The following is a 23,446-nucleotide window of genomic DNA, read 5'->3' on the forward strand; positions in this document are numbered from 1 at the left end:
GCGGCCACCGGCGGCGGGTCATGCCCGCTCGGTCGGTGCACCGGCGGGCCGCCCGGCGCGGGGGCCGGCCGGCGGGCCGTGGTCCGGCCCCGCCGCGATCCCGACCGTGCGCGGCCGCCGCGGCCGGGTGGACGGGCCCCGGATCGCCGGCACGCCGGGCCGCGCGCTCGCGGCGGCCCGGTCCGCGTCGGGATGGCCGCCGAGCAGGACGCGCCGCCCGGAGACCCCGTACCCGCGCCCGTCCACCGCCGCTATGGGAATCGCCGGTGCACCGGCGCGGGACGCGGCCGGCGCGGGACCGGCCCATCGGGGCGCCTGCGCGGGTGTCCGCCCGCGGCCGCCAAGCCGCCCGATCCGGATCAGTGTCATGGTCGAGGCCCCCGCCCTCGTCTGCCCTGCTCCCTGCTCCGCCCGCTCCGCCGCGCCGGCCGCGCGCCGAATGTGCGCCGCGTCCCGCCGCGTCGACCGGGGACCTCGCGGTTCCCGGCGCGGGCAGCCGCCGCCGGCCGGCGGGTCCCGGTGCTCTCAGGGTCGCAGCTCGCCGGCGGCCCGCGCGTGCGCCCGCGAGGGGGAAATCCGCGCCCGGGATGGCCCTGGTGGTACAAGTCCGCGCAGGTCGGGCGGCCTTCCGCCCGGTCCGCGGACGGTCCGACCCCATAGCATGGAGGGTGCTGGACGCCGGAGCACGGCGGGCAACGCAGCCGAGCGAGAGGGCATCGCATGGGCGGCACCCCGGCACGATCAGTCGGCCCGGTCGCGGCGCCGCGCGAGCCGGAGCCGGTGGTCCACCACCTGCTCGCCCGATCGGCGCTGCTGCTCACCGAGCGCGACGAGGAGGACATCCTCCGGTTCGCCGCGGGCGCGGTGGCCGACCTGGGGCCCTTCCGGGCCGAGGTCTGCTACCTGGTCCGGGACCGGCGGCTGGTGCGGTGCGAGGCCGACGTCCCCGGCCGGCCGCCCGACGCCCGTGTCGATGCCGAGGTCGCGGCGCTGGACGGCCGCGGCGGAGAGATCCCGCTCCCGGGTGCGCCCTGGTGCCGGGCGTTCGCGCTGCCCGGGCCGCACGGCAACCGGGGCTATCTCGTGGTCTCCGCCGCCGGCCCGCCGAGCGGCCGCGAGGTGCTCCTGCTCGACGCGCTCGCGCGGGCGGTGGCGGCCGCGCTCGCCGCGGCCGGGACGCTGCGGGCGGAACGCGGCCGTGCGGCGGGGCTGCGCCGGCGGGTCGCCGCCTACCAGGCGGAGAACGACCGGCTGCGCCGGGCCGTCGAGGAGGCGGAGTCGGAGCGGCGCGGGCTCGCCGCCCGGGTCGCCGCCTTGGAGCGCGAGCGGTCGATGCGCGACCGCCTGCTGAACGCCGCCGCGGGCGAGGGGGAGACCGGGATCGCGCGCGTGCTGCACCGGCTGACGCGGCTGCCCGTCGTGGTGGAGGACCGGTTCGGGCGTCCGCGGGCGACGGCCGGGTCGGCGGGGCCGGGTCCGCGCCCGGCGGGCGACCGGGGGGAGGCCGTCCGCCGGGCGGCACGGCAGCGCCGGGTGGTGCGCGACGGAGACCGGCTCATCGCACTCGTCCAGCCGCGCGGCGAGGTGCTCGGCGTCCTCGCGCTGTTCGATCCGGAGCGGCGGGCCGGGGCGGACGAGGAGGGCGCGCTGGAGTGCGCGGCGTCCGTCCTGGCCTGGGAGTTGGTCCGGCTGCGCGACCTCGCGGAGGCCGAGTCGCGGCTGCGGCGGGAGCTCGTCGACGACCTGGTCAGCGGCACGGCGGCGGACAGCGTGCGCGACCGCGCGGCGGCCGCCGGGCACGACCTGCGCGGCCCGCACCGCGTCGCCGTACTCCGGCCGGCCGGGCCGGCGGACGGCGACGCGGTGCGCCGGGCCGGGCACGCCGCCGAGAGCACCGGCGTGCCGGCCCTGGTCGCGGCGTGCGACGGGCTGGTCGTCGCCGTGGCGGCGGAGTCGCCGGAGGCGGCATCGTTCCACGCCGCGCTCGCCGCCGACCTCGGCCCTGTCGGGGTGGGCGGGCGCTGCCCCGTCCCGGAGCGCCTGCCGCGTTCGTTCGAGGAGGCGCGGCTGGCGCTCGACGTCCGGGCGTCCTCGCCCGAGCCGCGGGGAGTGACGGCCTTCGACGATCTGGGCGTCTACCGGATCCTCGGCGCGCGGGACGGCGAGGTGGCCCGGTTCATGACCGAGTGGCTGGCGCCGCTGCTCGACTACGACCGGCGGCACGGCTCCGACCTGGTGCGCACGCTCGCCCGCTACCTGGACTGCGGCGGCAGCTACGACCGCACCGCCTCCGCGCTGGTGGTCCACCGCAGCACGCTCCGGTACCGGCTGCGGCGCATCCGCGAGATCACCGGGTACGACCTGGCCGATCCCGACCAGCGGCTCAACCTGCACGTGGCGACCCGGATCTGGAACGTCCGCGGCGGGGTTGGCCCGGCCGCGGCGTCGGAGGGACGGCCGCCCCCGGTGGGGCCCTAGACGAGTAGTTCCTTTGTGGTTAGTGGTCGTAGGCGGTCAGGGACTTCATGACCGGTGCGCCGGTGTGGTGGTTGTGCCAGATCGCCGCGGCCATGGCCAGGATCCGCTGGCCGACCCGGACCGTGACCCCCTCGGCGGTGCGTCCGCCGTGGCGCTCCAGATCGAGTTGGCCTTTCAACGTGTCGTTGACCGACTCGATCAACTGCCGCACCCCTTTGAGTAGGTGCTCGGCGGGGCGGGTCTTCTCCCGCTTGGAAGAGGGCCGCGGCAGCGTGACTCCCCGTTCGGCGAGCCCGGCCTCAAACGCTTTGGAGGCGAAGCCCTGGTCGGCGGTCAGCAGCAGCCCGGGCCGGTGGGCGGCCAGGTCCGGCTCGGCTTGGGGCCTGGCGGCCAGCACCTGCCGCTCGTCGATTTCGGGGCTGGCCAGAGCCCAGGTGACGGGCATCCTCGAGGGGGGTGCAGACCAGGAACAGGCGCCGTCCCCAGTAGAACCGCGAGTGGGAGCGGCAGTAGCCGCAGGCGGCCCATCCGGCCAGGTGGGATCGTTGCACCGTGGGGCGGGAGCGTCCGCACTCCACGGGGGTGGAATCGGGTGGCCGCTTGTTGTAGCCGGGGCGTTGGGGCGGGTAGGAGAACATGTGGCCGAGCCTGGCGTGGACGAACCGCATCCAGCGGGCCTTGGAGGTGGAGCCGAGCAGCGCCTGGGCAACGGCCAGGCACAGCAGCTCGGAGTCGATGAGCCGTGGCGGGCGCCGCATGCACCCGTTCAGCTCCAGGTGGTCGTCGATTCTCACGTCAAGTGCGGTCAGGAGGGTGTCCAGGTCTTGCGTCACAACTTGATCCTGGACGCCCTCTCTTCATGCCCGGACACCTCCACACATCGGAACTACTCCTCTAGGCAGGGTTTGTTGAACGGGTGAGGTCACGTAGCCGGGTACGGATGGAGGGGACGTGAATGGTTCCGTCGTCGACCGCGGCCCTCGTGCCGTACCCGGTCGCTGCCGCCCGGTTCTGTTTGCGCAGGTTGATGGAGTGTTCGACGGTGGTGCGGTCCCGGTGGGCGCCCCGGTCGAAGGCCGGGGGTCTTCCGCCCCGCGACCCGCGCCTGCGGTGGTTCCCGCGCTGGAGACCAGGTGGGTCTTGGTGGTCAGCCCGCCCCGGGGGCCGGCCGGGTGCTTGGGATGCGTTTCTTTCGTGCCGGGCCGCGTCCCCTATTCTCGCGGCCCCGGCGGCGTGGTGGTGGGGGCGGACCATGGTGGAGTCCGCGGAGATGTCGAGGGGTTCGCCGGTGGCGGTGTCGGTGCGCAGCCGTTCGGCGATGCGGTTGCGGGGGCCGTCCAGTGACCAGCGGCGGTGCCGCCCCGCGGTGGTCTCCCCGGGGGCGTACCGTTCGGGCAGGTCTCCCCAGGGGGTGCCAGTGCGAGGGCGAAAGAGGACGGCGTTGCCGACGTGCCGGTGGTGGTCCCACCGCTGGCCTTTGCGGGGATGGGCGGGCATGAGCGGGGGCGGGCAGGCCCCCTCGGCGTCGGTGGGTTCCTGGCCTCGGACCATGTCGGCACACGGTTCCAGAGCACCGGCTCATTCCGCGGACCTTCCAAGAAACACGACCTAGTACCTTCAGCCGGGGATAGGTCGCAGACGGGAGGCGCGGCGGATGGACGCGGAGCGGGGGCCCGGGCCGGCGGACAGCGTGGGAGCCGACACGTGGGACGGCACCGCGCGGCGGGTCGCCGCGCTGCCGGGGATCCGGTCGGCGGCGGTCACGCTCACGGCGACGCCCGTGGAGATCGAGGCGCGGACGGACGACGGGCGGTGGGTCTACTTCCACGCCCGCCACGACCAGGTGTGGCTCGGCGTGGGGGAGGACGTCGACACGGCCTGCGTGAACGAGGAGGGCGCGACGCGGCTCACGCTCGCCGGCGCGGGGCGCTTCGCCACCGGGTACCTCGGCCCGGATGAGAGCTACCACGCATTCGCGCTGCTGTGGTCGCGCCGCAGGGAGTGGGAGGGCGGCGCGGCGTCCGGCCGCCTCGGCGGCCCCGGACGGTAGCGGTGGCGCCTCGGCGGTCCCGACCCGAGCGATCGCCTGGCGCGCCCGGGCCCGCGGGGACCACGCCCGGCGGCGCCTGTTCCTGCGCCGCGCCGGCACTCCGCGGACGGCGGCTGGCGGCCACCGTGCGGGGGCGCCGGCCGCTGGCCTGCTGAGGTTCGGCTCCGCGGTACCGGGCACCTGCGGGCTGCCCGGCCCGGTCGCCCGCACTCGGCCTCCCCGCTGACGGGTCTCGGTCGGCCTGGCGGCCTCCCCTCCCCCCGGACGGGGGGGACGGGGGCCCGTCTTCCGCGCGAGGCGGACCGCGCCGCCGCGCGTCGGAGTGCCCGGCTCGGCCGTCGGCGACCGCGGCGGCCGCCCTGTCCGGACCGCTTCTCGGTGGCGGTTCGGGATGGCGTTGCCGGACTCGCGCTCGCCCGCGCTCCTGGGGACGGCCTCGGAACCGCGGTGCCGGAGCGGTTACCGGCCCGCCGACCGCCGGCGCGGCGGCCCGCCGGGTCCGGGCGTCCTGCTCAGGAACGCCGCGGACCGCGGGGACGCCGGAGGCTTCGGGCGGCGGGGCATCCGCACCGCCGCGCCGGACGCTGCCCGGGGGACTCGGTGATGAGCGGGTGGCACCGAGTCGCCCAGCCGGACGCCCCGCTCGGCGCGGGGCGTCCGGACCGGAACCAGCGACCGCGGTGGTGGGCCCGGGCAGCCGGCGCGGCCGCCCGGGCGCCCGCGGCCACCAACGCGCGGACCGGCTCCCGACCCCGGGAGCCGGGGGTCAGGAGGAGCGGCAGAGCCGCTTCGGGGGTCCGGCGGGCTCGGCGGGGGCCGGCGCGGCGTGGTGCTCGTGGCCCGCGGCGGCCTCCTCGACCGGGGGTGCCTGCTCGTCGGCCGCCGGAGCCTCCGCGGCGGGGGCCTCCTCGTTCGCCGCCGCGGCGCCGACGTCGAGGTCGACGCAGGCGTAGAACGCGTTGGGGGTGTCGGCGATGTTCCAGACGGCCAGCAGCTTCTGGGGGCCGCTGTACCCGGAGAGGTCCACGGTGTGCGTCACGGACGCCGGAGGCTGCGCGCCGCCGTCGTCGACGACCGCCACGCGCTCGCCGCCGATGAAGTACTCCCAGGTGCTGGTGCGGTGCTGGGCGGTCAGGGTCCAGGTGAAGTCCACCGTGGTCCCGACGGGAGTCACCTCCCAGCCCTTGCCGTCGTCGTCCAGGTCGGCGAACCGGGTGTTGCCGCCGCTGCAGCTGGTCAGGCCCTTCGGCCCCTCGACGCTCTGCGGCTCCCACTGGATCTCACCGCAGTCGACCGTGCCGGCCGCGCACTGGGCCTGCCGGCTCTCCGGCGAGGAGACGTACCCGTGGGCATAGGCCGTTCCCGCGGGGAGCATGGCGAACGCGAAGGGGGCCGCGAGGACACCGGCGGCGGCAGCGGCGGTCTTCCGTCTGAGGTTCAGGTTCATGGACGTGTCCTTTTCGTTCGAGCCGCGTGTCCCCCGAGAGCGGGCACCGGTCAGGCCGGAACGGCCGGGCGGAACCGGCGGAGTGGGGGCGCGGCATGGGGGATGTCACGAGGACCACGGCAAGATCCTCGGCAGGCGGGTCGCCGGCTCGTCCTGTCCGCGCCGGGCGCGCTACCGGCGGGGCGCGTCGACAGGGCCGATGGGGCGCGCTCCCAGGGCCATGTCGGACGCGCGGCGACGGAGGAGTCGGGTCGGCCCCGTGGTGGTGCCGGTGTCGTCCGTTCGACGTCGAGGACCGGCCGATCGGGGGTTTCCGCTCGCCTGTGAATGCGGTCAAGACCGTAATTGCCGCGCCATTCGGGGTCAAGGACCGATGGCCCGAAGCCGGCCGCCTGACGGATACCGAATTGCGGAATTCCTCGTTTTTCTCACCGGTGACCTGGAGCTTCCTCCGGGCGGCGTATCCACCCCCACACGGGGAGTCACCGCCACACATCCTGGCCCTGGCCTGGGGGATCACCACCTCCACCAAAACGGAAAGCGCTTCCCGTGAAAATTCCGCGCCCGGTACCGGAATGAACTCCATTCCCGCCCGCACTGGACGAGGCCCCCGGAATACCTCCTCGCCCGGAGCAGCCAGCCGCAACGGCACCTGCGAGGGCCATCGGCCACCGGCTCATCCCACCGGCCGATGAACCGACCCCGGATTCCGCGGTCCGGAATGGCGCGGCGCCTCGCAGCGGCCGGGGCGGGTGGGGCCGGGGCGCGACCCGCGACGTGGTGCCCGGGCGGCCCGCCGGGCCGCCCGGGGCGGTGGCGGTCAGACCGCCACGCGGAGGCAGGGGTCAGGCGGCGCCGACGTTCACGTCGACGCAGGCGTAGAACGCGTTGGCGGTGTCCGCGATGTTCCAGACGGCCAGCACCTTCTGCGGGCCGCTGAACCCGGAGAGGTTCACGCTGTGGGACACCGTGGCGGGCGGCTGCGCGCCGTTGTCGTTGAAGGACGCCACGCGGGTGCCGCCGACGTAGTACTCCCAGGTGCTGGTGCGGTGCTGGACGGTCAGGGTCCAGGTGAAGTTCACGGTGCGCCCGACCGGGGTCACCCGCCAGCCCCGGCCGTTGTCGTCGAGTTCGGCGAACCGGGCGTTGCCGCCGCTGCAGCTGGTCAGGCCCTTGGGCCCCTCGACACTCTGCGGCTCCCAGCGGATGTCGCCGCAGCTGACCGTGCCGGCCGCGCACTGGGCCTGCCGGCTCGCGGGCGAGGAGACGTAGCCGTGCGCGTAGGCGGAGCTCGCGGGCAGGGCGACGAAGACGAGGGGGGCCGCGACGACCCCGGCCGCGGCGGCGACGAGCTTGCGTTTCAGGTTCCGGATCATGGTCGTGTCCTTCTCGGTCGAACCGCGTCTCCCCGCGGGCGGGGCACCGGTCGGGCCGCGACGGCCCGGACGGACCGACGGGGTGGGAAGGCGCGGCGTGGGGGATGGGACGAGGACCTCGGCGGGTCCTCCGCGGGCGAGGCGCGGCGGCTCGTCCTGTCGCGGCGCCGGCCGCGCTGCCGGCGGACACGTCGACGGACCGGCGGGGCACTGTCCCCAGGGCGGTGTCGGACGCGAAGTGACAGGGCGAGTCCGGTGTGTCCCGCGGCACGGACCGGTGGCGCTCGTTCGACGTCGTGGATCGGCCGGGCCGGCCCGGGATTCCGCTCGCCGTGAATCTGGTCTAGACCGTAATTGCCGCGCCATTCCTGGTCAAGAGCGGGGCGCCGCAGAATCCGCCGCGCACGCCGGAATCCCGAATTGCGGAAAACTCTCCCCGCCGGCAATGACCTGGACCTTTCCACCACCCTTCACGCGGCAATTCTCCGACGCTCCTCCCTCCGCTGCACGGCGATGACCTGGGGCGACATCCTGCACAGCGAGCCCGGAAAGCGACGTCCGCCGCACTTCTTCCGATCCGGTGCCGGCGTAAGCATTCTCTGACCCGCCCGCCAGCTAGCAGCGGTCCGCGAAACCCAGCCCGATGTCCGGCGCGCGCAAGCTCGGCGGATTATTTCCTTTATATGCTTTTCCTCCGATTTTGTGGGGCTATGTGGGCATGGACCGGCCCGCCGAAATCGACGAGCCCCCGCGCTGCCCCAGGCGCTACAGTGCGGGACAGGGGCACCTCCGACGATGAGCCGCCGACCGCCGAGGAAGTGGGACCGACCGTGGACGAACGAGGAGACCGCGCGGAGACCCGGCCGCCGCCGGCCCGCCCGTCCGAGCCCGCTCCCGCGCTGCCGCCCGGTCCGGCCAGCACCCGCGTGGACCGCTGGCTGTGGGCGGTGCGGCTGACCAAGACCCGCGCCGAGGCCGCGCAGGCGTGCCGGGGCGGACACGTCCGCGTCAACGACCGCACGGCCAAGCCCGCCGCGTCCGTCGGCCCGGGGGACGTCGTCCGGCTGCACGCGCACGGTGTGACCAGGATCGTCGAGGTGGCACACGTGATCGAGAAGCGGGTCGGCGCGCCGATCGCGGTCCGCTGCTATGTCGACAACACGCCCGCGCCGCCCCCGCAGGCGGCCGCCCCCGTCGCCTACCGCGCCCGCGGGGCCGGGCGTCCCACCAAGCGGGACCGCCGCCGGCTCGACCGGCTCCGCGCCGAGGGCGGCTGATCCCGCCCCGGGCCCCAGCCCGGAGCTCACCGCCGCACCCGGCCGGCCGCCGCTTCCGCCCGCATGGGCGGGGAGAGCGGCAGCCGCCCGGCCTGCCCGCCGGCCGCGGAGCCGGCCCGGTGCCGTCGGACCCCCACCGGACACGTTCCGGGTCGCACCCGCGTCCGCGCGGCGCTGCGGGCCCGGGGCGCCGCGCCGTCCGACCCCGCACTCCGCCGCCGCCGAGCGCCGACAGCCCCCAGGGCACCCGCGCCCCGCGCTGGCCACCGCCCGGCCCCGCAGGGGGCCGCCCCGCCGCGGTCCGGCTCTCCCCTGGCTCCCGTGTGCCGCCGCGGCGGCCGCTATTGCGAAGCGCGGGTCCCGCGCCGTACGGTCATGGGGCCGTGGTGTTCGGGAAGCCGGTGCGAAGCCGGCGCGGCCCTCGCCACTGTGTACGGGAAGTTCGGCACCACCGACCGCGCGGCCAGCACGGTCCGGTCCAGGCCACTGGGGCGGCGACGCCCTGGGAAGGCCGGTGCCGGGCGTCGACCCGGAAGCCAGGAGACCGGCTGCGGCGCATGACGACCATCCACGAGGTGCTGGAGAGTTGGTCCCACAACATGCATATCGCTGAGGGCTTCCTACCGCCCGTGCACGCGGTGGCCTGGACCGTCGCCGCGGCCCCCTTCGTCCTCCACGGCGCCCGCTCGGTCACGCTGGCCGTGCGCGCCGATCCCGACGCCAAGCTCCTCCTCGGCGCGTCCGGCGCCTTCTGCTTCGTACTGTCGGCGCTGAAGATCCCGTCCGTCACCGGCAGCTGCTCGCACCCCACCGGGGCCGGGCTCGGCGCGATCTTGTTCCGGCCGCCCGTCATGGCGGCCCTGGGCACCGTCACCCTGCTGTTCCAGGCGCTGCTGCTCGCCCACGGCGGCCTCACCACGCTGGGCGCGAACGTGTTCTCCATGGCGGTTGTCGGCCCGTGGGTCGGGTACGGCGGGTACCGGCTGGTCCGGCGGCTCACCGCACGGCTGCCCGAGACCACCGCGCTCGGCTTCGCGGTGTTCGCGGGGGCGGCGCTGGCGTCGCTGAGCACGTATTCGGTGACCAGCCTGCAACTGGCGCTGGCCTTCCCCGACGCCGGCAGCGGCGTTCTGGGCGCCTTCGCGAAGTTCGGTGCCATCTTCTCCATCACCCAGATCCCGCTCGCCGTGATCGAGGGCCTCGTCACGGTCGTCATCGTGCGGCTGCTGAGCACGGTCGCCCGCGACGAACTCCTCCGGCTGGCCGTGCTGCGGTCGGCCGCGGGCGGTTCCGCCGCGCCGGCCGGCGGAAGGGCGGTGTGAGACATGGCATCCCCGGAACGCGACACCGCCGGGCACGGCGGCACGCCGGCGGACGGCGGCGGGCCCGGACCCCGGACGAGCGGGCGCCCGCGGGCCGCGACGACGTGGCTGCTGGTGCTGGTCGCCGCGCTGATCGCCGTACTGCCGCTCCTCATCGGGGCGGGACGGCACCTGGCCGAGCCGTTCGCCGGTGCGGACGGCCAGGCGGAGGAGGCGGTCGGCGAGCTCGCGCCCGACTACCGGCCCTGGTTCGCGCCGCTGTACGAGGCGCCGTCCGGCGAGATCGAGTCCGGCCTGTTCGCGCTGCAGGCGGCGATCGGCGCCGGGGTCATCGGCTACTACTTCGGCGCCGCGCGGACCCGGCACCGGCTGCGGCCGGCCGCCGGGGGCGTGCGGCCCGGCGGCGGTGCGTCCCCCGGCGCGGAGGCCGGACCAGGGACAGACCGGCGCTGACCTGTGCTCGCGATCGACGCCGCGGCCCACAGCAGCCCCTGGCGGCGGGTGCACCCCGCCGTCAAGGGCACGCTCTTCGGAGGTCTGCTGGCCTGCGCCCTGGTGCTGCCGGTGTGGCCGGGTGCCGCGCTGAGCGCCCTGGCCGCGCTGGCGGTCGGTTTCGGTCCGGCACGGGTGCCGCCGCGCGCGTTCGCCCGTGCCGCGTGGGTGCCGCTGCTCTTCGTGCTCACCGGGGCGGTGACGATGCTCGTCAGCGTCGGCGGACCGGACGCCGTGCTGGCGTGGGCGCCGGACGGCTGGCGGCGCGCCGCCGAGGTCGCCGGCCGGGCGGCCGCGGCGCTGTGCTGCCAGCTGATGTTCGCCTTCAGCACGCCGCTCGCCGACCTGCTCCCCCGCCTGGCGCGGCTCGGCCTGCCGACCGCGCTGGTCGAGACGGTGGCGCTGACGTACCGGATGCTGTTCGTCCTGCTGGACACCGCGCGCCGGATCCGCACCGCGCAGGCGGGCCGCCTCGGCTACCAGACCCGTGCCGCGTGGGTCCGCTCGCTGGGCGTGCTCGGCGCGGCCGTGTTCGTCCGCTCCTTCGAGCGCGCCCGCCGGATGCGGCGCGGCCTGGAGTGCCGTGGCTACGAGGGCGAGCTCACCGTACTCGTCGACACACCGCCGGTCCGGCCGGCGGCGCTGCTCGCGGCGGCCCTGCCCCCGTTGTCGGTGGCCGCCGCCGCCCTGCACCCCGGGATGTGGCCGTGACCGACTCCGACGCCTCCACCGCCCGGCCCGCCGTCCTGGCCGGCCGCGGCCTCGCCTTCGGCTACCACGCGACCGATCCGGCCCCGGTGTTCACGGACGTGTCGGTCGAGGTGCTCTCCGGCGAGGTGCTGGCGGTCCTCGGCCCCAACGGGGGCGGCAAGACCACCCTGCTGCGGCTGCTCGCCGGCAGCCTCACCCCGGACGCCGGGCGGATCGTCCTGGACGGCGCCGCCGTGCGGCGCACCCGGCGCGGGACCGCCGGGTTGCGCCGCCGCGTGCAGCTGGTCTTCCAGGACCCCGATGACCAGCTCTTCTCGGCGAGCGTCACCCAGGACGTGTCGTTCGGTCCGCTCAACCAGGGCCTGGCCGAGCGGGAGGTCCGCGACCGCGTCGCGTGGGCGCTCGCGGCACTGGACATCACCGGCCTGGCGGAGCGGCCGACCCATCTGCTCTCCTTCGGCCAGCGCAAACGCGTGGTACTGGCCGGTGCGCTGGCGATGCGGCCGGACGTGCTCGTCCTCGACGAGCCGACCGCCGGCCTCGATCCGGCCGGTGTCGAGTCGCTGCTGGCCACGCTGGAGGGACTGCGCTCGGCCGGCACGACCCTGGTCGTCTCGACACACGACGTCGACCTCGCGCACCGCTGGGCCGACCGCGCCCTGCTGCTGGACCGGGCCGTGCTGGCGGTCGGTCCGGCACGGGAGGTGCTGGCCGACCCCGCCCTGCTGTCCGCCGCCCGGCTCCGCCCGGCGTGGGGCCCGGCGGTGGGTTCCGCCCTGCGCGCGGCGGGGGCGCTCCCGGCGGCCGCCCCGGACCCGGCGACTCCGGACGACGTGATCCGGTTGGGCGGATGAGGCGGCCGCGCTGCCGCTCCTCGCGCGCGCGGGCCAGCAGGATGCTGCGGGCGACGGCGTACAGCCAGGGCAGGGGCTCGCGCGCGGGGACCTTCGCGCGGCGCCGCCAGGCCACCGCCAACGTCTCCGCGGCGACGTCGTCGGCCCGGTCCGGCCGGACCCGCCGCCGCGCGTAGCGGCGGACGTCGTCGTAGTGGCGTTCGGAGAACCGGGTGAACTCGCCCCGGGCGGCGTCCGCGTCCTCGTCCTCCGTCATCGGCCCCCTTCCGTTGGACTCGCCCCCTTGTGCTGGAGGGAGGCGGATCGTTACCGGAGGGGTGCGCCGGATTCCGGGCCCCGTGCTCGCCGCTCCGCCCGGGGAGCGGCACGGGGGAGGTCACCCGTCGGCGGCCGCGACCTCCCGGAGCACCTGTTCGCTCATCCGCCAGCGGTCGGATGTCGCGCGGTAGCGGAGGCCGCGCTGGGCCTCGACCGTGGCGGCGAGCCGCCGCCGCTGATCGGGGCCGAGGTCGCCCGCCATGTCGGCCGCGAGCTTCATGGCGTGGTAGTGCTCGAACGCACTGCGGGGGTCGGCGACGGCCGCCAGCACCGCCTCGGGGTCGCGCAGGTCGGGCCGCTGCCGCATCGCGGCGAGCGCCGTCACCCGTTCGCCCTCGTCGTCGCCGCGCAGCCACGCGGCGACCTGCTCGGGCGTGGCCTGCAGCGTCGCCGCGGTGCGCCGCGCCTCGTCCATGAGCTGTTCGAGAACCTGGGTGCGCTCCCGGCCCCGCGGCAGGTCCGTCCGGAGCTGCCGGTACTCGGTGGCGTGCGCCCGCGCGTCCTCCTCGAGGATCGCCACCGCCTGCTCGCGTAGCCGCGCCGCCTCGTCGCGGTCGCCGTCGAGCTCCGCCCTGCGGGCTGACGCCACGGCCTCCGCCGCCTTCCGCAGGTTCACGCGGGTGCCGTTGAACTCGAAGCTGTCGACGAGGTGGCCAAACATCCCGACGAGCAGCAGCAGGGCGCCGACCGTGAGCAGCGCGGTGGTGCCGGCCTCGTTGCCGCTGGTGAACACCGCCACCGCTCCGGTCACCAGCGCGGCACCTCCGGCGCCGCCGGCGATCCACTGCAGCGTGCCCGGGGGCAGCTTGCGGCTCCTCGGGGTGGACGGGGGTTGCGAAGGGGGCACGCCGGTCTCCTCACCGCGACGGACGGACGACCACCGGGGCCCGGGAAGGCGCGGGGTCCCGGAGGCCATTCAACCGGACGCGCCGCCGGACCGCAGGCGATCGCCGGCCCCGCGCGGCTGCCGCCCGACCGCCGTCATCGGCCGTCGCCGAGCACGTCGGATGCGGGCAGGCCCGGTCCGCCCGGTCCGCCCCGCCTGGTTCGCCCCCGCGCCGCCCGGCTCGGACCGCGGATGGTGCGCCCGCTGCGCACGGCCACCGACGGCGGGCTGAGGAGCGGCCGCCTCCCGCCGACCGCCCTGGTTCGGCGAGAGCGGCGGGTGAGCGCGCCGCGCACCTTTTGCCTGTTCGGCGTCATGTGGCGGCCGAGGCCGGGAACGCTGGGAGGGGGACCGCGGCGAGGTGGACGACGCGGCATCCGCTGTCAGGAGGTCGGGCCATGCTGGCAACCCCGAAGCGGCGGAGCGTGGTGGCCGCCGGGGCGGCGGTCTACGTCGCGGCGGGCGCCCTGCTGTACGCGACCGGCCACGCCGCGGTACACGCGGCCAGCTACTACGCCTCCGGGCCGCTGACTGAGCTGTGGCTGCCGGTCCTGGCGGCCATGCTGCTGATCCGGCTGCTTCCCTGGCGGACGCCCGTGGAGGCGGAGGCCGACCAGCTGCGCCGGGACCTCGGGATCCGCCACCTGCGGCCGGAGGTCGTGGCGCTGCTCGGCTGCCTCCTCGCCTTCCACGTCGGCGACGTGCTGCTGGGCTTCGCTCTGGGCATGGTGAACCCGGCGTTCCCCGCGCTGTCCTACGACATCGCCAAGGTGCTCTTCCTGCTGATCGTCCCCATGATCCTGATCGGTCCCGAGGGGATCATGCGCTACACGGTCGGCGGCCCGCGGTCGGCCCGGCTGGGGCTGCGGGTCCCCGACTGGTGGCGGTGGGCCGGGCTGGTCGCCGTCGCCGTCTACATGTACCTGGCGCTGTTCACGCCGTGGACCAGCCCGCTGCCGACGCCCTACACCCTGCCGACCGGGTACGCCCTGTGGGCGCGGATCCTGCTTGCCTTCGCCGACTCGGTGGTGCTCGGCGAGATCTTCTTCCGGGCGGTGCTGCAGACCCGGCTGGAGCTGCTCCTCGGCCGGTGGCCGGGGATCGTCGTGACGGCCCTCGTCTACGGCGTTTCGAGCGCGGTCGCGACGCACGCCTACCCCCAGTGGTGGGTCATCGTGGCGATGGGCGTGGTGGCGCAGGGGTCGGCGGGCCTGCTGTTCGGCTACCTCTGGTCGCGCTACCGCAACCTGTGGGTGAACATCCTGCTGCACGGCTTCATCAGCGGCCTCACGGTGCTGCCGGTCATCCTGTCCGGCTAGACCCGGCGGTACCGCGGCGGTTGGGTCGGCGCGCCGCGGGTAGCCGCGAGATGACCTGCGGGGACAGGCGCCGTCGGCGCGGCGTCGGTGCTCCCCGTCCATGCGGCGCGGTGGCCCGCGCCGGTTCGGGAGGGCGACATGGCGGAGTCCCGGGACGCCTTCGTGGAACTGCAGGACCGCGTCGACCGGCCGGGGACACCGGCGCTGGACCGGTTGCGCGCGGCGCAGTCCCGGCACGGCGCGGTCCGGGCCGAGGACGAGCGGCGGATCGCCGCGGAACTGGGCCAGCCGGTGGCCGCGGTCGCCGGGGCGGCGTCGTTCTTCGCGGACCTGGCGTCCGGCCCCCGGGGCCGGCGCCACATCCGGGTCTGCGACGGCACCGCGTGCTTGGTGGCGGACCGCGGCCGGCACATCCGGCGGCTGGAGGAGGGGTTCGGAGTCCGCTGCGGCGGATGCGCGCCCGACGGCTCGGTCTCACTCGCCAAGGTGTACTGCCTCGGGTACTGCTACGCGGCGCCGAGCGCCCTGGACGGCGAGCTGCCGTGCACCGGAGCCGGACTGGGCGGGCTGCTGCCGGCCGGCACCGCGGCCCCCGGCGGGCCGGGGCCCGCGCCACCGGTCCCGTTCCGGTGCGCCGCGCGGGACGCGGTGCTCCTGGCCGGACTCACCGGAGCCGAGGGGCCGTGGCAGGTATGGCCGCGGATCGCCGCGTCCGGCGACCCCGGTTCGGTGCTGCGCGAGGTCGCCGCGGCCGGGCTGCGCGGCCGCGGCGGTGCCGGGTTCCCGGTCGCGGACAAGTGGCGGGCGGTGCGGGCCGGAGCGCGGCCCCGCTATGTCGTGGCCAACGGCGACGAGGGGGACCCCGGGTCCTTCTGCGACCGGCTGCTCATGGAGAGCGACCCGCACCGGGTCCTGGAGGGGCTGGTCCTCGCCGGCTTCGCGGTGGGGGCGGAACGGGGGCTGCTGCTCGTCCGGTCCGAGTACCCGCTCGCCGCCCGGCGGCTGCGCGCGGCGGCGGACGGCGCGCGGGCGGCCGGGCACCTCGGATCCGACGTGCACGGCTCGGGGTTCGGCTTCGACGTGGAGGTGGTCCAAGGCGCGGGCTCCTACGTGGCCGGCGAGGAGACGGCTCTGCTGCACACCCTCCAAGGGCTGCGCGGCGGGGTGCGGGCGCGCCCGCCCTATCCCGCGCGGCGCGGTTTCCGGAACCGTCCGACGGCGGTGAACAATGTGGAGACGCTCGCGGCCGTGCCGTGGATCGCGGCGCACGGCGGAGCGGCCTACGCCCGGCTGGGCCGCGCCCCGGAGACCGGGACGAAGCTGGTGAGCCTGAACGAGCGGTTCGCCCGGCCCGGGGTGTTCGAGGTGGAGTTCGGCACGCCGCTGCGCCTCCTCGTCGAGGAGCTGGGCGGCGGGCTGCGCTCCGGGGAGGCGCCGCGCTCCGTCCAGGTCGGCGGACCGCTGGGCGGATTCCTGCCGCCGGAGGAACTGGACGTGCCGCTGCTGGCCGCCGACCTGGGGCGCCGCGGCGTCCCGCTCGGGCACGCGAGCCTGGTCGCCGTGGACGCGGGAGTGCCGGCCCGGGACCTGCTCCGGCACCTGTGGGAGTTCGCGGCGGCGGAGAGCTGCGGCAGCTGCTCGCCGTGCCGGGTGGGGTCGCGGCGCGGCCTGGAGCTCGCGCGCGGGATCGGCTCCGGAGCGGCGGCGCCGGTCCGCGAGGCGCTGGAGGAGCAGGATCCGGTGCTGGAGGCGATGGCGGTGGCCAGCCTGTGCGCGTTCGGGCGCGGCGTGGCCGGGGCGGTGCGCGGCCTGCTGCGCGTGTACGGCGACGAGCTGCGGGGCGGCCGCTGATGCGGGTCCGGGTGGCGGACACGGCGGTGGAGCTCGCCGAGGGCGCGACCGTGCTGGCGGCGGTCCGGGCGGCCGGGCAGGAGGTGCCGACGCTGTGCCAGGACGACCGGCTGGCCCCGGTGGGCTCGTGCCGGGTATGCCTGGTCGACGTCGACGGCCGGGTGCTGCCGGCCTGCACCACGCCGGCCGCGGACGGCATGCGGGTACGGCCGCAGGAGGAGCGGGCCCGCGCGGCGGCGCGCCGGGCGCTGGAGCTGGTCGCGGCCGGGCTGCCGGAGCGGGCGCTGGCGGTCCCCGCCGACCGGAGCGAGCTCGTGCGCTGCTGCGCGCTGCTCGGCGTGTTCGCGGGCTCCTTCGGCGCGCTGCCGCACCGCCGCGGAACGGACCACTCCCACCCCTACGTCAAGCTGGACCGGGACCTGTGCATCGCCTGCCAGCGGTGCGTGCGGATGTGCGCCGAGGTGCAGGGCACGTTCGCCCTGGACATGGGCGGGCGGGGCTTCGACACCGTGGTGGTGCCCGGTGCCGGCGAACCGTGGGTGGACTCCCCCTGTGTGGGGTGCGGCGGCTGCGTGGACAGCTGCCCCACCGGAGCGCTGTCCGAGCCGGGGCTGCTCGACCCGAGCCCGCTGGCCGGCACCACCCGGACCACGTGCGGTTACTGCGGAGTGGGCTGCTCCCTGGACGTACACGTCCGCGGAGGTTCGGTCGCCGCGGTCACGCCCGTGCACGGCGCTCCCGTCAACCGGGGGCATGCGTGCGTGAAGGGGCGGTTCGCGCACGGGTACACCCGCGCGCGGGACCGGCTGACCGTGCCGCTGCTGCGTCGCGGCGGGCGGGACGCGCCGCTGGAGGAGGCCTCCTGGGAGGAGGCGGTCGGCTTCGCGGCGGGCCGGCTGGCCGCGATCCGCGCGGCGCGCGGCCCGGATGCGGTCGCGGTGATCTCCTCGGCGCGGGCCACCAACGAGGAGAACTACCTGGCGCAGAAGTACGCGCGTGCCGTCCTCGGGACGAACAGCGTCGACAACTGCTCGCGGCTGTGCCACGCGCCCTCGGCGTCCGGCCTGACGGCGGCGTTCGGGCTCGCCGGCGGCACCAATCCGTTCGACGACCTGGACCGCGCCGACTGCTTCCTCGTCGCCGGCGCCAATCCCACGGAGGCGCACCCGGTGGTCGGCGCCCGGATCAAGCAGCGGGTGCTCGCCGGTGCGGGCCTGGTGGTCGCCGACCCCCGGCGGACCGACCTCGCGGACCTGGCCGATGTGCACCTGCGGGGCCGGCCGGGCAGCAACGTGGCGGTGTTCAACGGCATCGCGCACGTGCTGCTGGCCGAGGGCCTCGCCGACGAGGCGTTCCTGGCCGAGCGGGCGAGCGGGCTCGCCGAGCTGCGGGAGGTGCTGCGCGACCATCCGCCGGAGCGGGTGGCCCGGCTCTCGGGGATCGCGCCGGGCGACCTGGCGCGCGCAGCGCGCCGCTTCGGCTCGGCCGAGCGGCCGGCCATCCTGTACGGCCTGGGGGTGACCGAGCACCGGCACGGTACGGACGGCGTCCGCACGCTCGCCAACCTGGCCGTCCTCACCGGCTCGGTCGGCACGGAGGGCGGCTGCGGCGTGCTCCCGCTGCGCGGTCAGAACAACGTGCAGGGGGCGTCGGACATGGGCGCGCTGCCGGACCACCTGCCCGGCTACCAGCCGGTCGCCGAGCCGGCCGCGCGGGAGCGCTGCGCCGCCGTGTGGGGCGCGCCGGTGCCGGAGCGCCCGGGGCTGCGGATCCCGGAGATGTTCGACGCCGCGGTGGCCGGCCGGCTGGGCGCGCTACATGTCATCGGCGAGGACATCATGCGCAGCGACCCCGACTCCGGGCACGTGCGCGCGGCGCTCGCCGCCTGCGAACTGGTGGTGTGCCAGGACGTCTTCCTGTCCGGCACTGCGGAACTGGCCGACGTGGTCCTCCCGGCGGCGTCCTTCCTGGAGAAGGACGGGACGTTCACGAACTTCGAGCGGCGCGTCCAGCGTGTGCGTCCGGCGGTGGCACCGCCCGGGCAGGCGCGGAGCGACTTCGCGATCCTGCACCTGCTGGCCGGTGCCCTGGGAGCCGACCTGGGCTGCCCTAGTCCGGCGGACGCGCTCGCCGAGTGCGCGGCGGTGGCGCCGCTGTTCGGCGGCCTGTCCCACGCGCGGCTGGACCGCGACGGGCCGCTGCACTGGCCGTGCCGCGGCGCCGGCGAACGGGGCGAGGCCGTCCTGTACCTCGACCGGTTCGCCACGCCGGACGGCCGGGCCGCGCTCGCCGCGCGTCCGTACCTGCCGCCGGGTGAGCAGCCGGACGGGGCGTACCCGTTCGTGCTGGTCACCGGGCGGCGGCTGGCGCACTACAACACCGGGTCGATGACCCGGCGTACCGCCAACGCCGAGCTGCTGTCCGCCGAGACCCTGGATGTGCACCCCGCCGACGCCGACCGCCTCGGGATCGCCGACGGCGACCGCGTCGAGGTGGCCAGCCGCCGGGGCGCGATCGTCCTCGCGGCGCGCCGCACCGACGAGGTCGCGCCCGGGGAGCTGTTCACCGCCTTCCACTTCCCGGACGCTCCGGCCAACGTCTTGACGTCGGGGTTCGCCGACACCGTGACGGGCTGTCCGGAGTACAAGGTGAGCGCGGTGGCGCTGCGGCCGGCCCCGGAGGGCCCGCCGCCCGGTCCCGGCCGGGCGGCGCGGGGCTGACCGGCTCGGCCGGCCGACGGGGCGCCCGGTGGCCGCTCCCCGGCCGCGGGCTCCGGTCCCCGCGCGCCCGCCGCGGGCCCCCGCGGTCAGCCGCCCTCGGCTCCGGTGCGCTGCCGCGGCCCCGCCGCGGGCTCGCGCGACCGCGGCACCAATGTCTCCATCGAGATGGGCCCGAGCAGCCCCGAGAACATGTAGTGCGCCCTCAGCAGCAGGTCGTCCACGGTCACCAGCCCGACGAGGGACCTGCCCTCCACGACCGGCAGCCGGCGGAACGCGTGGTGGCCGAAGACGTCGAACACGTCCTCGACCGGATTGTCGGGACCGACCACCATGACGTCGCGCGACATCACGTCGCGGACAAGCGTCTGCTCGGCGGGCAGCCCCCGGGCGACGCACCGGATGACGAGGTCCCGGTCCGTCACGATCCCCACGATCTCCTGGTCCAGCACGACCAGGCAGCCGACCCCGGTCCGCTCCATCTCCCGGGCCACCTCGGCGACCGAGGCGACCGGCGGTACGGCGTCGACCGGGCTCGTCATGATCTCGCGTACGTTCATGTCCGCCCCCCTCGCGGATTCCGCGTGCGGACGGCCTCCCTCCGGAGGACCGTCCGGGCCGCCGGATCCGACCGACCACTGTCCACCCTCACGCACCGTGATCGGGCGGACCAGGGTCAAAGGGCATGATCAGGGGGGGACCGGGCGGGGCGGACGGCACGCACGGCGGGGAGTCCGGTGCGGGGAGTCCGCGGTTCGTGGGAGTCTCCGAACCGCTGGCCGCGGAACCGCCCGTGGCGCACGCGCCTGACGTCCGACGACCGTGACCCGGAGGGCGGGGTCCGCCCCTGCCACGGCATAGCGCCCTCAGCAGGCCCCGGTGACCGAATCCGGCCACCGACGCATTCAGCCCTTCGCCATCCGGGTTGAGGACACCTGCGGTCGCCTCCCCCGCCGTACCCGTTCACATTCCCTGACCTGGGAATTCACCCGGAAAGTCGCATCACGCTGTCCTCGGTGAAAGCCCGTCCCCGCGGCCGCGCCGCTTATTCCGATCCGGAAAACGGCACCCGGATTCGTCCGATCCATCGATCATAATCGCCGCTGAAAGCCATTCACGGTTCAGAAACCATCCGTGGTTCCGAGCCGTCCGAGTTCTCAACCGCTCGGCGCGGCGGCGATGACAGGTGAATGACGGAGCGCTTGGGGTGCGGCGTTGAGCGAAGAGTACGTTATCCGGCCTGACGAGATCATCGTTCCCGAACTGAACGTCTGCGAACTGCAGACCGCGGCCAGCGCCCTGCGCGGCGACGGCACCGGAATCGCCCAGACCGGCAACGACATCAAGAGCGCGTGGGAGGGGCTCGCGGGCAATTACATCGCGCCCGAGGCCGAGACCCTGCTGGCCGCCGTCAATCCGGTTGCCACCGCCGGTGACGACTTCGAATCCGCGGTGTCCACCGTCGCCGACGCACTGGACGATTTCGCCGCGGAGGCCGGGCCCATCCAGGCGCGGCTGCGCGAGCTCAAGGGCGAGGCGGTGGCGTTCAAGGCGCACATAGACGCCAATGAGGACTGGCGCAAGGACGAGGACAAGGTCGACGAGTTCAACGAACTCAACGACGAGATCCTCGCGAAACTCAACGCCTACATGGCGGCCGAGCGGGCGTGCGCGAACAGGATCACCGCCATCTTCGGGGGGACCACCTTCGTCGCCGGGGAGTACGGCGCCGAGCCGACCGCGCGCGACGGCCAGGAGGTCTACGGCTACACCTCCGTTCCGGAGGGCGTGCAGACGCCGTGGGCGACCCCGCAGGAGCACGACGCCCCGTGGTGGGAGGACGTCGCCATGGGGGCCTGGGACTTCGTCTCCGCCCCGTTCCTGGACGCCGCCTCCATGGTCGGCCTGTACACCGAGGAGGGCGGCTGGTTCAACGGCAACCCCCTCGATAACGCCAAGCAGTACTGGGGCGAGACCTGGGAAGGCGTGCGGATGCTCGCCTTCGCCGACGGCTGGGAGAACGGACTGGCGGCCTGGACGGAGGTCGCGCACTCGATCGTCCCGTGGCGCGAGTGGGGCGACCGCCCCGGCTACGTGATCACCCAGGGCATCCTCAACATCGGCACCACCATCGCCGGCATCGCCCTGACCGCCACCGGCGTCGGCGCGACCGTAGGCGTCCCCATCCTGGCCTCGCGGGTCTCCCAAGGCATGCGGGGGCTGCGGGCCGTCAACAACGCCGACCTGCCCAACGCACCGGACGCGCCGGACCTGCCGACGAACCGGTCCGACCTCGACATCAACCAGGGCCACAACCGCCCAGGCCCTGACGGAGCCCCGTCTCCGGACGCGGAACTCGCCGCCGCGCTCGACGGGCTGGACATCCCCCAGACCCGGCTCGACGGCCTCAGCGAGTCCCTGGACGACGCCGCCCGCCTCAGCGAGCTTCCGGACTCGCCGACGCCTGAACCCGCCCCCCGTCCGGACACGCCGGACAGCACACCGTCCGAGCCCAGCCGGCCAGGCACGGACACCGACACCACCCCCAGCGAACCCGCCGACCGGACCCCCGAGAGCCCCGCGCGGGACGAGCCACCGGCCGACACGGACCGCCCGGTCGACCGCAACGACACCGACACCGCTGCGGACAGGCCGGACAGCGAGAGCGCGGATACGCAGCGCACGCCGGACCGCGACGCCGACGCGGAGGCGAACGCGGACGCGAACGCCGACCAGGAGACCCGGGCCGCCGACGCGGACGCCTCCGACCCGCTCCGGAATCCCGAGAACCTGCCGACTACCCGGCAGATGCAGGAATACTTGATCGAGCGCTTCCGCCAGGACCTGGACCTGGCCGAACTCGCCCACCCCGAGGGCATCATCGGTGAAATTCATGACCGGCAACGGGCACTCGTGAACGCGGGCCTGCCGGAAGGGCGCGCGGAGATGTCGATCGGCGACCGGCCCGGGGGCGGGCCGTCGCCCGACCTGTCGCCGTCGGCTCGGCTGGACACTCCGTCCGGGGGCGGTCCTTCCGGGGGAGGCCCGGATCTGCCTTCGACGGACCGCGGCAGCACCGGGACCATCGACACGCCCGGCGGTGGCAGCGGCCCGTCGAGCGGTGGTCCGGACCTCCCGTCGAACGGCCGCGGCGACGGTCCGGGCGGCCTCCCGGACGACGGGGGATCGTCGGATCGTGGGGGCTCCTCGGGGACATCGGGTGATGGCGCATCGAACGGCGACGGCCCTTGGAAGCCCATAGGCGCAAAGGACGCGCCAGAAGGCTACGTGTGGGTCCGCAATGGCGACATGCCGTACATCCGGCGACTGCCGGGCCGCCAGGACCTCCCGGCGCTGGAGTGGGACTGGGAGACCGGGGACTTCCAGAACGCCACCCCGCGCGAGAGGGAGTACTTCCCACGGGGAGCCACCCGGGAGCAGGCGTTTGACGCGCTGATCTCAGGCAACAACTCCTCGTTCCAGAAGTTCGTCGACGTACTGAAAGACCTCAAGCTCATCGACGCGTCCAACGTGGATGCCGACGGCCGCCCGTTGGATGTCCTCAACGCGATGCGGGATCCATCGGGGCAGTCGTACGACAACATTCGCCACTACGCCAAGGAAGAGTTCCGCAACGCGATCGTCCGCCATGTCCTGGACCCGCAGTTCGTCACAGCGGATCCCCGCTTCGAGCAGTTCCGCGCTAACGGTCTCGATGAGGATCAAGCTCTTCGAGCCACGAGCCACCAGATGATGCTGGAGGTGAGCGGCGATCTCGCCCCTTCCGATCGCGGCAGTCTGGGCGAGTCGTGGTACCGGGAGATGTACGCCCAAGACGGGGAGACCCAGGTCACCATCAGCAGGGCCGAGGCAGAGGCTCAAGGGTTCGAACTCCAGTCGAACCGGCGGCTCGACATCGTGGAGGGAAACACCGCATTCGAGATCAAGAACTACACCGGAAAGCTCGGCACGGAGCAGATACAGCAGCTCGGCGACCTCATCGAGATCACCGGGCACGAAGTGAGACTCAAAGACGGATCTTTTGTCCCGGTCGACGACGCGGTCGTGGTGTTCCCGGACCCCGCAGGGGTCCGAAGCAACGCGCAGATACTCAGCGACCTGCTCGACAGGTACGAGGACGCCAGCATCGAGATCGAGATCCACAACGATCGCGGAGAGAGCTTGCGCGTCTCCCCTGACAAGGACGATGTCGCGTTCCTCAGCGGCCGCGGCACCTGGGGCGGCGAGCCCGGCGCGGCCACACTGGAACAGTGGCTCACTGGGGAACGCGCCGTACCGGATGCGGACGCGCATCTGAGGAGAGATGGCGTCGGTGACACGGAGTAGC

Annotated in this window: 15 protein-coding genes, 3 pseudogenes and 1 riboswitch; of the genes and pseudogenes, 11 read left to right on the forward strand and 7 right to left on the reverse strand. The window is 75.1% G+C overall.

Annotation, left to right across the window (positions count from 1 at the left end):
- Positions 1–720: 720 nt before the first annotated feature.
- Entirely contained in the window at positions 721–2,478 is a 1,758-nt protein-coding gene (locus DEF28_RS07630) for a PucR family transcriptional regulator (protein WP_114398848.1), read from the forward strand.
- Positions 2,479–2,497: 19 nt separating this feature from the next.
- Here the strand turns inward: DEF28_RS07630 and DEF28_RS07635 are convergent.
- A pseudogene (locus tag DEF28_RS07635) lies at positions 2,498–3,311 on the reverse strand (IS982 family transposase).
- Between the two features lie 61 nt (positions 3,312–3,372).
- Positions 3,373–4,029, reverse strand: coding sequence for a transposase (locus DEF28_RS29055; RefSeq protein ID WP_114433267.1), 657 nt, complete (start codon positions 4,027–4,029; stop codon positions 3,373–3,375).
- Between the two features lie 139 nt (positions 4,030–4,168).
- Between DEF28_RS29055 and DEF28_RS27480 the strand changes: the two genes are divergently transcribed.
- Positions 4,169–4,528, forward strand: coding sequence for a hypothetical protein (locus tag DEF28_RS27480; protein ID WP_181874467.1), 360 nt, complete (start codon positions 4,169–4,171; stop codon positions 4,526–4,528).
- A gap of 919 nt (positions 4,529–5,447) precedes the next feature.
- Here DEF28_RS27480 and DEF28_RS07655 read toward each other — a convergent pair.
- Positions 5,448–5,969, reverse strand: a pseudogene (locus tag DEF28_RS07655) (lytic polysaccharide monooxygenase auxiliary activity family 9 protein); the annotation flags it as partial.
- A gap of 851 nt (positions 5,970–6,820) precedes the next feature.
- Positions 6,821–7,351, reverse strand: a complete 531-nt coding sequence (locus DEF28_RS07660; protein WP_114399617.1) for a lytic polysaccharide monooxygenase auxiliary activity family 9 protein — start codon at positions 7,349–7,351, stop codon at positions 6,821–6,823.
- A gap of 899 nt (positions 7,352–8,250) precedes the next feature.
- On the opposite strand from DEF28_RS07660, the gene DEF28_RS07665 reads away from it, so the two are divergent.
- The 5 genes from DEF28_RS07665 to DEF28_RS07685 all read left to right on the forward strand — a co-directional run bounded on the left by DEF28_RS07665 (position 8,251) and on the right by DEF28_RS07685 (position 12,007).
- The gene (locus DEF28_RS07665) at positions 8,251–8,628 is read left to right on the forward strand and encodes an RNA-binding S4 domain-containing protein (RefSeq protein WP_374058225.1); all 378 of its coding nucleotides are present in this window, start codon (positions 8,251–8,253) and stop codon (positions 8,626–8,628) included.
- A 367-nt stretch (positions 8,629–8,995) separates the two neighbouring features.
- Positions 8,996–9,195: riboswitch (cobalamin riboswitch) on the forward strand.
- Positions 9,186–9,950, forward strand: a complete 765-nt coding sequence (locus DEF28_RS07670; RefSeq protein WP_233515152.1) for an energy-coupling factor ABC transporter permease — start codon at positions 9,186–9,188, stop codon at positions 9,948–9,950. Its footprint overlaps the riboswitch before it by 10 nt.
- Positions 9,951–9,953: 3 nt before the next feature.
- Positions 9,954–10,403 (forward strand): energy-coupling factor ABC transporter substrate-binding protein, encoded by a 450-nt coding sequence (locus DEF28_RS07675; RefSeq protein ID WP_114399615.1) that lies wholly within the window; start codon positions 9,954–9,956, stop codon positions 10,401–10,403.
- 3 nt (positions 10,404–10,406) lie between these two features.
- The gene (cbiQ, locus tag DEF28_RS07680) at positions 10,407–11,153 is read left to right on the forward strand and encodes a cobalt ECF transporter T component CbiQ (protein WP_114399614.1); all 747 of its coding nucleotides are present in this window, start codon (positions 10,407–10,409) and stop codon (positions 11,151–11,153) included.
- Positions 11,150–12,007, forward strand: a complete 858-nt coding sequence (locus DEF28_RS07685; protein ID WP_181874391.1) for an energy-coupling factor ABC transporter ATP-binding protein — start codon at positions 11,150–11,152, stop codon at positions 12,005–12,007. The genes cbiQ and DEF28_RS07685 overlap by 4 nt, the downstream gene beginning before the upstream one ends.
- A 25-nt stretch (positions 12,008–12,032) precedes the next feature.
- On the opposite strand, the pseudogene DEF28_RS07690 reads toward DEF28_RS07685, so the two are convergent.
- Positions 12,033–12,263 (reverse strand): annotated as a pseudogene (locus DEF28_RS07690) (sigma factor); the annotation flags it as partial.
- A gap of 120 nt (positions 12,264–12,383) precedes the next feature.
- Positions 12,384–13,172: a hypothetical protein gene (locus DEF28_RS07695; protein WP_114399612.1), complete on the reverse strand. Its 789-nt coding sequence runs from the start codon at positions 13,170–13,172 to the stop codon at positions 12,384–12,386.
- A 437-nt stretch (positions 13,173–13,609) separates the two neighbouring features.
- Between DEF28_RS07695 and DEF28_RS07700 the strand changes: the two genes are divergently transcribed.
- From DEF28_RS07700 to fdhF, 3 genes are all read left to right on the forward strand, one after another.
- Positions 13,610–14,530 carry a CPBP family intramembrane glutamic endopeptidase gene (locus tag DEF28_RS07700; protein ID WP_114399611.1) on the forward strand — a complete coding sequence of 307 codons (921 nt, stop codon included), beginning with the start codon at positions 13,610–13,612 and terminating at the stop codon, positions 14,528–14,530.
- A 138-nt stretch (positions 14,531–14,668) separates the two neighbouring features.
- Positions 14,669–16,381 (forward strand): NAD(P)H-dependent oxidoreductase subunit E, encoded by a 1,713-nt coding sequence (locus DEF28_RS07705; protein WP_114399610.1) that lies wholly within the window; start codon positions 14,669–14,671, stop codon positions 16,379–16,381.
- 11 nt (positions 16,382–16,392) lie between these two features.
- Positions 16,393–19,101, forward strand: a complete 2,709-nt coding sequence (gene fdhF / locus DEF28_RS07710) for a formate dehydrogenase subunit alpha (protein ID WP_233515153.1) — start codon at positions 16,393–16,395, stop codon at positions 19,099–19,101.
- 86 nt (positions 19,102–19,187) lie between these two features.
- Here the strand turns inward: fdhF and DEF28_RS07715 are convergent, their stop codons facing one another.
- Positions 19,188–19,658 carry a CBS domain-containing protein gene (locus DEF28_RS07715; protein ID WP_114399608.1) on the reverse strand — a complete coding sequence of 157 codons (471 nt, stop codon included), beginning with the start codon at positions 19,656–19,658 and terminating at the stop codon, positions 19,188–19,190.
- A 655-nt stretch (positions 19,659–20,313) separates the two neighbouring features.
- Between DEF28_RS07715 and DEF28_RS07720 the strand changes: the two genes are divergently transcribed.
- Positions 20,314–23,445 carry a hypothetical protein gene (locus tag DEF28_RS07720; RefSeq protein ID WP_114433214.1) on the forward strand — a complete coding sequence of 1,044 codons (3,132 nt, stop codon included), beginning with the start codon at positions 20,314–20,316 and terminating at the stop codon, positions 23,443–23,445.
- The last annotated feature ends 1 nt before the right edge of the window (position 23,446 follow it).

Origin of the sequence: Marinitenerispora sediminis, assembly GCF_003336425.1 — a bacterium.
Classification (GTDB): Bacteria; Actinomycetota; Actinomycetes; order Streptosporangiales; family Streptosporangiaceae; genus Marinitenerispora; species Marinitenerispora sediminis.